Genomic DNA, 13,068 nt, shown 5'->3' with positions numbered 1-13,068 from the left:
GCAGTGGCGAACGCTTAGCCCTGCTGTTCCCGATGCCGGCATTTACGCTCTTGCGCCACCAACAGCGGGCAGCTCGGGCAATATTCCAGGCCGCTGAGCTTATAGCGCAGGCAGCACAGCCGGCGGATGATTTTCGGGCCGGCGTCGTGCTCCACCACCCGTACCGGCTGATACAGCCGGTTGGGCGCGCCGTCCGTCAGGGTTTTGGTGGCGAGAAACGCCCTGGCTTCCCCGGTATCGGCGCCTTGTTCCGCGGCCATATCGATGCCGTGGGCGACGCGGATGGCGGCGTTGTTCCAGAACAGGCCCGGCCTGATGCCGGCCAACTGGCCGAAGGTCCGGCAAACCGGCAGCACATGCGTCTCCACCAACTGCCCGAACAGCGCGGGGATGGCGACGCCGCCGGCGATTTTTGCGCCGCGATCGGCCAGGATAAATTTTTCCGGCACGGCGGATTGCGCTCCCTGGGTAAATTGAATCGCGCGCGGATCCGCCGGCAGCCGCCAGTCATGCAGCAGCGCGATCCTTGTCCAGGGCGCCAGCAGCAGGGCAAAATACCACTGCGACCACATGGAGATCACCGCCGCCCGGTCGCCCCCTTCGTTCAGCCGCAGGAACGGCTCCAGTAGCGCCAGCGCCGTTTCCGGCGCGCATAAATCCGCCGCCGAATAGCCCGTTCCGCCGCTGGGAACGGAGAAGAGAAAACTGCCGTTGATATCAATGGCGCATCCGGGGGTGGGTGCTGCTGCGTCAGGCTTCATACGCTTCCTGTATCGATCGGGACTATTGATTAAGGACAAGGCAAAGAGCTTCCGGCAGGCGGGCGGCTTGCGGTCTCTCTCCGAATGCGCATAATAGGCGATCAAAATCAGAATGATAACTATTAATATTTAAAATTTATGCAGACTCATGATGCCTATCGCCGACGTCTTTTACAGGCGATGGCCGTGTTGCCCTGGTGGTTTTCCCGCCGCGCCGCCGCCGCGCCCATACCCGATGCGGCACGTATTATCGCGCTGGAGTGGCGCCCGGCGGAGCTGCTGCTGGCCCTTGGCGTGACGCCGATGGCCATTGCCGACGCGCCGAATTACCGCAGCTGGGTGGCGGAGCCGGCGCTGCCGCCGTCGGTGCTGGACGTGGGGCTGCGCAACGAACCGAATATGGAAGCGATGCAGCGCCTGGCGCCCTCGCTGATCCTGCTATCGGAGGGTTTTGGCCCGGCGCCTGCAAGCGTCGCGTCCATTGCGCCCACCATGACCTTCCGTTTTAGCCGGCAAGGCGATCGGCCTTTGGCCGTGGCCAGCCAGGATATCGTCGCCCTGGCCGGGCGCCTGGGGATGCCGGATCGGGCGCAACGACATATGGCCGATCTCGACCGGCAACTGGACCAGACCCGGCAGCGGCTGGCGTCTGGATCCCTTCCGCTTCCCCCCGTCTTGCTGTTTTCCTTTATCGACAGCCGCCGCATCATGGTTATCGGCAAAAACAGCCTGCTCCAGGATGTGCTGGATCGGGTGGGGGTGGCGAACGCCTGGGACGGCGAGGAAAATGTCTGGGGCAGCGCAACGGTGGGCCTTGAGCGGCTGGCGCAGTTCCGGGGCGTCAGGGCGCTGTGTTTTCATCGCGGCGCCCAGGATCCCCTGGCGGAAGTGGCCGGTTCCACGCTTTGGCAAACGCTGCCTTTTGTCCGGCAAAAACAGCTGCGGGTGCTGCCCGCGGTGTGGTTTTTCGGCGCCACCCTTGCCGCCATGCGCTTTTGCCGGATGCTCGGGCAGGCGATGGAGCCACGGGCATGAGTAAACGCGTTCCGCGCTTATCCGCCGCATTGGTCCTGGCGTTGTCGCTTGCCGCGCTGTCGCTTGCGGTATTTAATTTAACCCTTCAGCTCGCGCCCGGTTTATGGTGGCGGGCGGCGTGCCATCCCGATACCGGCAGTATTGATCAAATGCTGTTTCACTACAGCCTGCTGCCGCGCACCGCGCTCTCGCTGCTGGTGGGCGCCGGGCTGGGGCTGGTGGGGGTGGTGTTCCAGCAAATACTGCGCAATCCGCTGGCCGAACCCACCACGCTCGGGGTGTCGGCGGGCGCGCAACTGGGGCTCACGGTGGCGACCCTCCTGGCGTTGCCGGGCGACGAGGCGACCCGCCAACTGGCGACGATAGCCGGCGCGCTGGCGGTGGGCGGCCTGGTGTTCGGCGTTTCCTGGGGGCGCCGGTTGTCGCCGGTCACCCTGATTCTGGCGGGATTGGTCCTGGGGCTTTACTGCGGGGCGGCCAAAAGCCTGCTGGCGCTGCTTAACTATGAGCGGCTGCAAACCCTTTTTCTCTGGAGCAGCGGCATGCTCAACCAGCAGGATTGGAGCAGGGTACAGTTCCTGCTGCCCCGGCTGGCCGTCGGCCTGCTGCTGATATTGCTGATGCTGCGACCGCTGATGCTGATGGGATTGGATGACGGCGTGGCGCGCAACCTGGGCCTGGGCCTTATCGCCGCGCGCGTCGGCGGCATCGGCGTGGCGATCGTGTTAAGCGCCTTTCTGGTCAACGCCGCCGGCATTATTGGTTTTATCGGCCTGTTCGCGCCGCTGCTGGCGCGTATGCTCGGGGCCCGGCGCCTGCTGCCCCGTTTAGGGTTTTCCTGCCTGCTGGGCGCGCTGCTGCTGTTGCTCAGCGATCAACTGATGATCCTGCTGGCTCGGCTGTGGCGGGAAATCCCCACCGGCGCCGCCACCGCCCTGATCGGCGCCCCCCTGTTGCTATGGCTGTTGCCCAAGCTCAGGGAGACCCGCGCCATGGCCGCGGATAACGCCCAGACGCTCAGGCCGGAGCGGCGGATGACGCCGCCGGCCGTACTGGCAGGGGTTGCGCTGCTGATACTGGTCGCCGTCGTGGCGCTGACGCTGGGACGCGATAATTACGGCTGGTATTGGTCGCTACAGGAGATGTGGCGCTGGCGCTGGCCGCGCGTGCTGGCGGCCGGCGCGGCCGGCGCGATGCTGGCGGCGGCGGGCACCCTGATTCAGAAAATGACCGGCAACCCGATGGCCAGCCCGGAAGTGCTGGGCATCAGTTCCGGCGCGGCCTTTGGCGTGGTGCTGCTGTTGCTGCTGGTGCCGGACGACGCGTTTGCCTGGCTGCTGCCGGCCGGTAGCCTGGGGGCGGCCCTGACGCTGCTGCTGATTATAGTGCTCTCGCAGCGCGGCGGGTTTTCCAGCGGGCGTTTGCTGCTGGTGGGCATAGCGCTGAGCACGCTGTTCACCACCTTGCTTACCCTGCTGCTGGTCAGCGGCGATCCGCGCATGTCATCGGTGCTGACCTGGCTATCCGGCTCCACCTACAAGGTCAGCGGCGCCCAGGCCATACGCACCGCCGTTATCGCCGTGGTACTGCTGGCGGCGGCGCCCCTGTTGCGCCGCTGGCTGGACCTGCTGCCGCTGGGCGGCGCCACCGCGCGCGCGGCGGGCGTGGCGTTAAAACCGGCGCGTATGGCCATTCTATTGCTGGCCGCCGGGTTGATTGCCACCGCCACCCTGAACGTTGGCCCGCTCAGTTTTATCGGCCTGATGGCGCCGCATATGGCCCGGCTGACCGGATTTCGCCGTCCCATGCCACAGATGCTGGCGGCCTGCCTGCTGGGCGGCGTGCTGATGATGATCGCCGATTGGTGCGGCCGATTTATTATTTTCCCTTATCAAATTCCCGCCGGGCTATTGGCCACCTTCTTCGGCGCGCCCTATTTTATCTATTTACTGCGCCGGCAGGCCGGCTGATGTATTACCCTGGCATCAGGCGCGCTAATCTATTTACACACCGCGCCGGCGGACCGGTTAACAGACCGGTGCGCCTGGCCTCGGAACGGTTCATAGCCCGGTATTCCCCCGCGTGTTACAGGGGAATACCGGGCAAATACCCGTCGACGCATGAGATTTGTTAATTTAAGACAAAAGAATTACTAATATCTAAAATATTGTCTTGCAAATAATGCATCCTCTTGCATAATCCTGAACTCTCATAAGAATCATTCTCATTATTATTCAGCAAGGGTTTTCTGCACATGCGTACTGCCGATTTTTCTCCCGTAGGGCGAATCACGTCCTCTCCACGTCTGCTGGCCGTGGTTATCGGCGCGTGCTGCGGCGCGATGGCGTTACCCGCCAACGCCGCCGCCGCATCCAGCGCTGCTAACGCCGCCGCGTCTACCGCCGCCACGCCTGCCGCCAATACGGCCGCGGGCAAGGGTGATACCATTACCGTGGTGGCCGCGCCGGAGACCAACTTCCGTCCGGGCGGCGATCAACTGGTGCCGGCGTATATGGATGGCCAGATCGCCAACGGCGGCCGGGTGGGATTTTTGGGGCAGCAGGACGCCAGTAATGTGCCCTTCAGCGTCGTCGGGTTCACGTCGAAGCTTATCCAGGATCAGCAGGCGCGCACGCTGGCGGATGTGCTGAATAACGATGCCTCGGTGCAACGCGGCTACGGGTACGGCAACTATGCGGAAAACTTCGTGGTGCGGGGATTTACCCTTAATGGCGACGATATCTCCTACGGCGGTTTGTACGGCATATTGCCGCGCCAGATATTGCCCACCGAGTTTGCCGAACGTATCGAATTACTGAAGGGATCCAGCGCATTCCTCAACGGCGTGCCGCCCGGCGGCACCGGGGTCGGCGGTACGGTAAACGTCGAGCCCAAACGCGCCGGCGATGAACCGCTTAACCGCGTTTCCCTGGATTATACCTCCAAATCCCAGGTGGGCGGCGGGGTCGATATCGCCCGTCGTTATGGCGATAACAACCAGTTCGGCGTGCGCATCAACGCGGCGCACCGCGAAGGCGGCAGCGCCATTGATGATGAAAAACGCCGCCTGACCATGGCCTCCATCGGCCTGGATTACCGGGGCGATCGTTTTCGCACCTCGCTTGATCTGGGCGCCAGTAAACAGACGGTACATGGCGGCCGTTCGGTGGTCTACCTGGGCAACGCCACCAAGATTCCCGACGCGCCTTCCGCGACGAATAACTACAGCCAGAAATGGGCTTATACCGATACGGAAAACGAGTTCGGCATGCTGCGCGGAGAATATGACCTGACGGATTCCTGGACCCTCTATGGCGCGGTCGGCGCCAATCACGATCATGAGAACGGCGATTACTCGTCGCCGACGTTGAGCGATGATAACGGCAACGGCACCATGAGCCGGCTGACAGTACCGTATTTTTCCGACAGTTTTGCCAGCCAGGCGGGGATTCGCGGTAAATTCAATACCGGCTTCGTGAAACACAACGTCAATGTCGGCTTCTCCACCCTCAACCGTAAGGTGAGCACCGCCTACACCATGTCAGGCGCGACGATAACCAATAATATCTACGATCCGCACTATTCCGACAGGCCGGAGGAAAACCTCTATACCGGCGGTCATATGGGCGATCCGGGCGTCTTCAACCGGGTGCGCAACAACGGTATCGCCATCGCCGACACCATGTCGGTACTGGATGACAAAGTGCAGCTGACCGCCGGCGCCCGGCGCCAAAACGTAGTGGTGGCCAATTACGCCTACACCGGCGAGCAAAGCAGCCAGTTCGATGAAACCAAGGTGACCCCGGCCTTCGGCCTGGTGGTTAAACCCTGGGATCATATTTCGCTGTACGCCAACCATATCGAAGCGTTGCAGGCCGGTGATAGCGCGGGCCTGACCTATAACGGCGATCTGGTAACCAACGGCGGGCAGGTGGCCGGCATCCAGACCTCCAAGCAAAACGAAGTGGGGATCAAGGCGGACTATGGCCGCGTCGCCGGTTCGGTGGCGCTGTTTGAAATCAAGAAACCGGTCGGCGTGTATACCCGCAACGGCGCCGACAGCTATTCGTTCAACAACAGCGGCGAGGTGCGTAACCGCGGCCTGGAGCTGAACGTCTTTGGCGAACCGATCTACGGCGTGCGCTTAAACGGCAGCATGGCCTGGATGGACCCGGAAATGACCAAGACCCAGGACGGCACTTACGACGGCAATGACGCCATCGGTATCCCGCGCTACCAGATGGTGCTGGGCGGCGAATGGGATATTCCCGGCCTGACCGGCATTACCGCCACCGGCAAGGTGATTCATACCGGCTCGCAGTATGCCGATTCGGCCAACAACCTGAAGGTGGATAGCTGGAACCGCCTGGACCTGGGCCTGCGCTACAATATGAACCTGCCGAAAAACAATATTATCTGGCGTGCCGGCGTGGAAAACGTCACCAACGAGAAGTATTGGGCTTCGGCCACCGGCGGTTACCTGACCCAGGGCGACCCGCGCCAAGCGAAAGTGTCCATGACGGTCGACTTCTGATAACGCGCCGGGCATAAAAAAACCGCACCGGCCCCGGCCGTTGCGGTTTTTTTTCTGGTATTTGCGCCGCCTTTGACGACATGTCCGCCGTTAGATGCGTCACGCGTGCAGCGTTGGCCGCACGCGGTCGACCTATTAGAAGTCGACGCTCATGGAAAGCTTCAATTCACGCGGGTCGCCCTGGAAAACATAGGTGCCGGTTTCTTCCACCGATGACCAGTAATTTTCATTAGTGACGTTTTCGACACCGGCGCGCCAGACCACGTTATGCTCCTTAAGGCTGGTGGTGTAGCGCGCGGCCAGGTCCAGGCGGGTCCAGGAATCAAGCTTTACCGTATTAGCCTCGTTCATATATTGCGAGCCGGCGTGAGTCACGGTGCCGGTGGCGGTCAGTCCTTCAACGCCCGGGATATCCCATTCCCCGTTCAGCACCGCTTGGTATTTCGGCACGCCGACGGCATCGTTGCCATCATTGACCCCATTAAGGGTTCGGGACAGTTCGCTGTCTATCCAGGTGACGCTGCCAAGCAGGCGCACGCCGTATAGCGGCTCGCCGAACACATTGAGCTCTATGCCGCGATTTTTTTGTTCGCCGTTCAGGCCGTAAATATTGCTGGTCGGATCGGTAAAGCCGTTGGGCCGTTTAATTTCAAACAACGCCACCGAACCGGCGACGCGGCCGAAATCGGCTTTAATCCCCATTTCATTCTGTTTGGATAACACCGTGCCGGTAACATAACCGGCGTTAGCCGTTCTCGAAGGCGCGGTCTTGCCCGGCTGCAGCGCTTCGATATGGTTGGCGTAAAGGGAAATATGTTCCCAGGGTTTGACCACCAGGCCATATGCGGGCGTGATTTTCATCGCGTCAAAGGCACTGGCGCCGTCTTCGACGCCGGTGTAGCTGTAATTGCGGATGCGAATTTCCTGGCGCCGCGCCCCAAGCGTTAGCAGTACCCGATCGTCCAGCGCCGAGAGCGTATCGGATACGGACGCGCCGGTGGTATTGGTGCGGCTGCGGGTCACCGGATGATGCAGTGAACTGGCGGAATACAGCGTCGGCGGATTATCAACCTGCACCGGATCGTATATGTTAGTCCGCGATGTCGAGCCCGATAGGGTATAGCCGGCGCGGGTTTGGGTATTGACACCCGAATAGCCGACGTTCACGTTATGCTTGATCACGCCGGTATGAAACGTCCCGCGGATGCCGGTCATGCCGGAGAAATTATCGCTGCTGTAACCGGTTGACAGACGGCTTATGCTCGCGTCGCCCTGGCTGTTAAGCACCGTCGCAGCGGTATAGGAGCCCAATTCATCGTTACGGCTGGCGCCGATGGCGGAATAAAACGTCCAGTTCTCAGTGATGTCATATTCGCCGCGCAGCATGCCGAATTGGGTCTTCAGATCGGAATAGGCCCACTGCGGGCTGTAATTGGTGGAAGCATCCGGCAGGGCGGGCAGGTCCGTCATGTTGGGCCCAAGCTTCAATCCCATCCGGCCGCCGTGGTCGGTCTGTTTCTGGTAACCCCCGTCCAGCGACGCGCGAAAACGATCGCCGCGGTAATCCAGGCCGACCGAGGCCAGGGTGGTGCGTTCCTTCGCGTCGTGCACCGCCGTTTCCCCTTCGCGCTGCAGGACGTTGGCGCGTACGCCAAACTGGTTGTTATCGCCAAAGCGGCGCCCGGCATCCACCGATGTCCCGATGCGTGATTTGGTGCTGTAGTCCGTTCCCAGACGCACCAGCGGGTCGTCGCCGGCGTGTTTCGGCTCCAGGTTAATTGCGCCCCCGACGCCGCTGCCTCCCGGCGGTACGCCGTTGAGGAAGGCGTTGGAACCTTTGAAAATTTCGACTCGATCTATCATCTGGGTGGAAATAATCTGACGCGGCATCACACCATAAAGCCCTCCCAGGGAAATATCCTGGCCGTCGACCTGGAAACCCCGGATCCGATAGCTTTCGGCAATATTACCGTAGCCGCCGGCCAACTGTACCGATGCATCGTTGCGCACGACATCGGACAGCGTTTTCGCCTGCTGATCCTCAATCATCTTGGCGGTAAAGCTTATTACATTGAATGGCACGTCAAGCGCGCTCTGTTCCCCCAGGATGCCCAAGCGAGCGCCATTGGCCACTTGTCCGTCCAGGTATGCCGGCACCGGCTGGTCACCACCGGGTTTAAACGCCTGCGGCGCGGCGACCACGGTAATCACGTCGTCCTTTGCACCGGTGGCGGCGGGGGGCGCTGTAGGGGCGGCGGGGAGCAGCGTTGCCCCAGCGACATGGCCACTTAATACGGAACTGAGGACTAGGGCCAGGGAACGGCGAACCCTAAACCGCCGCCCTACCAGTGAACACATACGCATAACATCCCTTAATGATAAAGATAATGAGTTTCATTCTTAGGTGGCTAATTATCAATAATTGGAATTCATTTGCAACAATTAGTAAGAATTACATTTGCAATTGCCTGCGAAAAACCTGGCGATCACAGCGGATGGCGCAAGGGGTGGTCTACAGTAATAACAGGCAATCCCTTCAAGGAGCGCGCGATGCTATCCGTTCATCACCTGAATAAATCCAGATCACACCGTATCCTGTGGCTATTGGAAGAGCTTGATCTGCCCTACGACGTTTTTTATTACCAGCGGGATAAACATATGCTGGCGCCTGAAACGCTGAAAATAATCCATCCGCTGGGCAAATCACCCATTCTTACCGACGGCGCGCTGACCCTGGCGGAATCGGGCGCCATTATTGATTATGTGCTGGATCGCTACGACGGCGCGTTCCTGCTTGCGCCGCAGGACAGTGGCAGCGAGGAGTGGGTACGGTATCGCTACTGGCTGCATTATGCCGAGGGGTCGTTAATGCCGTTACTGGTGATGAAGCTGATTTTCGGCATGCTGGGTAAACCACCGGTACCGCTGCTGGCAAGGCCCATCGGCGCGGCGGTGGGCAAGGGGGTATCGCGCAAATATCTCGATCCCCAGTTGCTGACCCATTGCCGGTATCTGGAGAATCATCTCAGCCAGTATCTCTGGTTCGCCGGCGACCGGTTCAGCGCGGCGGATATCCAGATGAGCTTTCCGCTGGAGGGCCTGGCGACGCGCGTGGGCATTGACGGGTACCCGTCGCTGCGGTCTTATCTTGATAAACTGCGGCAGCGGCCGGCCTACCAGCGGGCGAAAGAGCGCGAGCAGCCGCCCGGGACAGCCTGAGGACCCCCGCCAAATCAATAAAGTGTCAGCTAAAGGAACTTTCGGTTGAAATCCCCCCGCCGGGGGCAGGATAATCCCCGCCCTCGCATGGTTATATCATCGCAATCGTGACGGTAAGTGATGATGAAGCAACATAATCCCAGGGGATTTTTTATGTCCAGTTCCATCCAACCGGCCAGCGACAACGCCCGGCCGCGCTCCTCGCTTGATGCCTGGTTCCAGATTTCCGCGCGCGGCAGTACTCTGCGCCAGGAAGTATTAGCCGGCCTGACCACGTTTCTGGCCATGGTGTATTCGGTGATCGTGGTGCCCGGCATGTTGGGCAAGGCCGGGTTTCCGCCGGCGGCGGTATTTGTCGCCACCTGCCTGGTGGCGGCGTTCGGTTCGCTGTTGATGGGGCTATGGGCCAACCTGCCGATGGCGATCGGCTGCGCCATTTCCCTTACCGCCTTTACCGCGTTCAGCCTGGTCTTGGGCCAGCATATCAGCGTGCCGGTGGCGTTGGGCGCGGTATTCCTGATGGGGGTGGCGTTTACCCTGATTTCCGCCACCGGCATCCGCTCCTGGATCCTGCATAACCTGCCTATGGGCGTGGCCCACGGCACCGGTATCGGCATCGGCCTGTTTTTATTGATTATTGCCGCCAACGGCGTCGGCCTGGTGGTAAAGAACCCTATCGAAGGCCTGCCGGTGGCCTTGGGTCATTTTGCCTCGTTCCCGGTCATGATGGCGCTGACGGGGCTGGCGGCCATTTTTGGCCTGGAAAAGCTACGGGTGCCGGGCGGCATTCTGCTGGTGATTATCGCCATCTCGCTGCTGGGCCTGATATTTGATCCCCAGGTCAGCTATCGCGGGCTGTTTGCCTTGCCGACTCTGTCCGACGCCGAGGGGCATTCGCTGATTTTTAACCTGGATATCAAGGGCGCGCTGCAGCCGGCGGTATTGCCAAGCGTGCTGGCGCTGGTGATGACGGCGGTGTTCGACGCCACCGGCACCATTCGCGCGGTGGCCGGGCAGGCCAATCTGTTGGATAAGGATGGCCAGATTATCAACGGCGGCCGCGCGCTGACCGCGGATTCCCTGAGCAGTATCTTTTCGTCGCTGGTGGGCGCGTCCCCGGCCGCGGTCTATATCGAATCCGCCGCCGGGACCGCCGCCGGCGGCAAGACCGGGCTGACCGCGACCATTGTCGGCCTGCTGTTCCTGGTGATCCTGTTTTTATCGCCGCTGTCTTATCTGGTGCCGGCGTACGCCACAGCACCCGCGCTGATGTATGTCGGCCTGCTGATGCTCAGCAACGTCGCCAAACTGGATTTCAGCGATTTTGTCGACGCGATGTCGGGACTGCTGTGCGCGACCTTTATCGTGCTGACCTGCAATATCGTCACCGGTATCATGCTGGGCTTCGGATCGCTGGTTATCGGCCGGGTTTTTGCCGGGGAATGGCGCAGGCTTAACGTCGGCACGGTGCTTATCGCCGTGGCGCTGGTCACGTTTTACGCCGGCGGCTGGGCTATCTGAGGGGTTTAATGCCGGCGTGACGCGGCTACCCGCCGTCGCGCGGGTTATTTGCGCAGCTTTATCTTGCTTCCAGGCCGCGCCGGTTTCTTTAACCGGCGCGGTTTTTTATTGCTATCCCGGCGCCGCTACCCGATCGGGGGATAAAAAAAAACCGCCCATGGCCGATAACAGGTTTTTAACTTTTGGCAAAATGATCTACTATCAAAACTCGCGTTTCAGGCCAGGACCCCGCTCCAGGGCCAGACGGTAAACGTTGCCAGAAGGACAGACTAAGGTAAGCATGGAAATCTTTTTTACAATTCTGATCCTCACCTTGATTGTATCCCTGTCGGGTGTGATTACGCGTATTTTGCCGTTTCAAATTCCCCTGCCGTTAATGCAGATTGCGCTGGGCGCGCTGCTGGCCTGGCCGCAGTTCGGCCTGCACGTGGATTTTAACCCGGAGCTGTTCCTGGTGCTGTTTATCCCGCCGCTGCTGTTCGCCGACGGCTGGAAAACCCCGGCGCGGGAATTTTTACGCCACGGCGGCGAAATCGTGGCGCTGGCCCTGGTGCTGGTGCTGATTACCGTGGTCGGGGTCGGTTACCTGATTTACTGGATGGTGCCCGGCATTCCGCTGGTGGCGGCGCTGGCGCTGGCGGCGGTATTGTCGCCCACCGATGCCGTGGCGCTTTCCGGCATCGTCGGCGAAGGCCGCATCCCCAAGAAGCTGATGGACATCCTGCAGGGCGAGGCGCTGATGAACGATGCGTCCGGCCTGGTCTCGCTGAAGTTCGCCATTGCCGTGGCCATGGGCACCATGGTGTTTACTGTGGGCGGCGCCACGCTTGAGTTCGTGAAAGTGGCGGCCGGCGGTTTACTGGCCGGCGTGGCGGTGACCTGGGCCTATAGCAAGTCGTTGCGGCTGATCAACCGCTGGAGCGGCGACGACCCCGCCACCCAAACGGTATTGCTGCTGTTGTTGCCCTTCGCCTCCTACCTGATAGCCGAACATCTCGGCGTGTCCGGTATCCTGGCGGCGGTGGCCTCCGGCATGACCATCGGCCAGTCCGGCATTATCCGCAACGCGCCGCTGGCCATGCGCCTGCGCGCCAATAGCGTCTGGGCGATGCTGGAGTTCGTGTTTAACGGCATGGTGTTTATCCTGCTGGGCCTGCAGTTCCCGGAAATCCTGGCCACCTCCATTACCCAGGCCGAGCTGGATCCGACCATCGAAACCTGGATGCTGTTTACCGATATCGTAGTGATCTATGCGGCGCTGATGCTGCTGCGGTTCGTCTGGCTATTGTTGATGAAAAAATTCAGCCAGCGGTTTTTGCATAAACGGCCGATGGTGTTTGGCGACTACAGCATGCGCGAAATCCTTATCGCCTCCTTTGCCGGGGTGCGCGGCGCCATCACCCTGGCCGGCGTGTTGTCGATCCCGCTGCTGCTGAGCGACGGCGCCGCGTTTCCTTCCCGCTACCAACTGGTGTTTATCGCCGCCGGGGTGATCCTGTTTTCGCTGATCTGCGGGGTGGTCGCCCTACCGCTGCTGCTGCGCGGCATCGTGGTATCGGATAAGGCGCTGAACCGCAAGGAAGAGCGCATGGCGCGCGCCGCCGCCGCCGAGGTGGCTATTGAAAGCCTGCGTAAAATGCAGGAGCGGCTGGCCAACGATAACGAAGAAAATATCGACACCCAGCTGCTTAACGAGGTTAGCGCGCGGGTTGTCGGCAACCTGCGCCGGCGCGTCGACGGCAAAAGCGATCAGGGCGACGCGCTGCTGGCGGAAAACCTGGAGCGGCGCATGCGGCTCAATGCGCTGCGCGCCGAACGGGGCGAGTATTATCATCTGCGCGCCCAGCAGAAAATCAGCAATGAAACCCTGATGAAGCTGCTGCACGATCTGGATTTGCTCGAGGCGCTGCTCATCGAGCGGGAATAGTGCCCGGGGGCGTCCGGCGGGGAAGCGCGCTGATGTCCGTTTATGGCCGCGTGCGGCTATCCGCTGGCGTG

General features: G+C 61.0%; 8 protein-coding genes. 6 read left to right on the top strand and 2 right to left on the bottom strand.

Going from position 1 to position 13,068, the window contains the following annotated elements; translation table 11 throughout:
• Nucleotides 1–14: 14 nt before the first annotated feature.
• The gene (fhuF, locus tag ACL2XM_RS20015; protein WP_413731502.1) at nt 15–761 is read right to left on the bottom strand and encodes a siderophore-iron reductase FhuF; all 747 of its coding nucleotides are present in this window, start codon (nt 759–761) and stop codon (nt 15–17) included.
• Nucleotides 762–899: 138 nt separating this feature from the next.
• Here fhuF and fhuD point away from each other — a divergent pair, with 138 nt between their 5' ends.
• The 3 genes from fhuD (at nt 900) to ACL2XM_RS20000 (ending at nt 6,330) form a co-directional block, all read left to right on the top strand.
• Nucleotides 900–1,796, top strand: a complete 897-nt coding sequence (gene fhuD, locus ACL2XM_RS20010) for a Fe(3+)-hydroxamate ABC transporter substrate-binding protein FhuD (protein ID WP_413721874.1) — start codon at nt 900–902, stop codon at nt 1,794–1,796.
• Complete coding sequence (fhuB, locus tag ACL2XM_RS20005; protein WP_413721875.1) at nt 1,793–3,766, top strand: Fe(3+)-hydroxamate ABC transporter permease FhuB; 1,974 nt, start codon at nt 1,793–1,795, stop codon at nt 3,764–3,766. Before fhuD ends, fhuB begins: the two co-directional genes overlap by 4 nt.
• A gap of 284 nt (nt 3,767–4,050) precedes the next feature.
• Nucleotides 4,051–6,330, top strand: a complete 2,280-nt coding sequence (locus ACL2XM_RS20000) for a TonB-dependent receptor (RefSeq protein ID WP_413721876.1) — start codon at nt 4,051–4,053, stop codon at nt 6,328–6,330.
• Between the two features lie 135 nt (nt 6,331–6,465).
• Here ACL2XM_RS20000 and ACL2XM_RS19995 read toward each other — a convergent pair whose 3' ends face one another.
• Nucleotides 6,466–8,688 carry a TonB-dependent receptor gene (locus ACL2XM_RS19995; RefSeq protein WP_413731500.1) on the bottom strand — a complete coding sequence of 741 codons (2,223 nt, stop codon included), beginning with the start codon at nt 8,686–8,688 and terminating at the stop codon, nt 6,466–6,468.
• 192 nt (nt 8,689–8,880) lie between these two features.
• On the opposite strand from ACL2XM_RS19995, the gene ACL2XM_RS19990 reads away from it, so the two are divergent.
• The 3 genes from ACL2XM_RS19990 to ACL2XM_RS19980 all read left to right on the top strand — a co-directional run bounded on the left by ACL2XM_RS19990 (nt 8,881) and on the right by ACL2XM_RS19980 (nt 12,997).
• Nucleotides 8,881–9,549, top strand: a complete 669-nt coding sequence (locus ACL2XM_RS19990) for a glutathione S-transferase (protein WP_410012564.1) — start codon at nt 8,881–8,883, stop codon at nt 9,547–9,549.
• A 153-nt stretch (nt 9,550–9,702) separates the two neighbouring features.
• Nucleotides 9,703–11,070: an NCS2 family permease gene (locus ACL2XM_RS19985; RefSeq protein ID WP_410012563.1), complete on the top strand. Its 1,368-nt coding sequence runs from the start codon at nt 9,703–9,705 to the stop codon at nt 11,068–11,070.
• A 280-nt stretch (nt 11,071–11,350) separates the two neighbouring features.
• A complete protein-coding gene (locus ACL2XM_RS19980) occupies nt 11,351–12,997 on the top strand; it encodes a Na+/H+ antiporter (RefSeq protein WP_413721880.1) in 1,647 nt (548 codons plus the stop codon).
• Nucleotides 12,998–13,068 lie beyond the last annotated feature (71 nt).

This window comes from Sodalis sp. RH20 (assembly GCF_047324205.1).
Lineage (GTDB): Bacteria > Pseudomonadota > Gammaproteobacteria > Enterobacterales > Enterobacteriaceae > Acerihabitans.
This window is presented reverse-complemented; position numbering and strand designations above follow the sequence as displayed.

Excerpts from the sequence above, each read along its gene's own strand:
- fhuF (WP_413731502.1), bottom strand. The coding sequence starts at position 761 with ATGAAGCCTGACGCAGCAGCACCCACCCCCGGATGCGCCATTGATATC.
- ACL2XM_RS19980 (WP_413721880.1), top strand. The coding sequence starts at position 11,351 with ATGGAAATCTTTTTTACAATTCTGATCCTCACCTTGATTGTATCCCTG.
- ACL2XM_RS19990 (WP_410012564.1), top strand. The coding sequence starts at position 8,881 with ATGCTATCCGTTCATCACCTGAATAAATCCAGATCACACCGTATCCTG.
- ACL2XM_RS19985 (WP_410012563.1), top strand. The coding sequence starts at position 9,703 with ATGTCCAGTTCCATCCAACCGGCCAGCGACAACGCCCGGCCGCGCTCC.
- ACL2XM_RS20000 (WP_413721876.1), top strand. The coding sequence starts at position 4,051 with ATGCGTACTGCCGATTTTTCTCCCGTAGGGCGAATCACGTCCTCTCCA.
- fhuB (WP_413721875.1), top strand. The coding sequence starts at position 1,793 with ATGAGTAAACGCGTTCCGCGCTTATCCGCCGCATTGGTCCTGGCGTTG.
- fhuD (WP_413721874.1), top strand. The coding sequence starts at position 900 with ATGCAGACTCATGATGCCTATCGCCGACGTCTTTTACAGGCGATGGCC.
- ACL2XM_RS19995 (WP_413731500.1), bottom strand. The coding sequence starts at position 8,688 with ATGTGTTCACTGGTAGGGCGGCGGTTTAGGGTTCGCCGTTCCCTGGCC.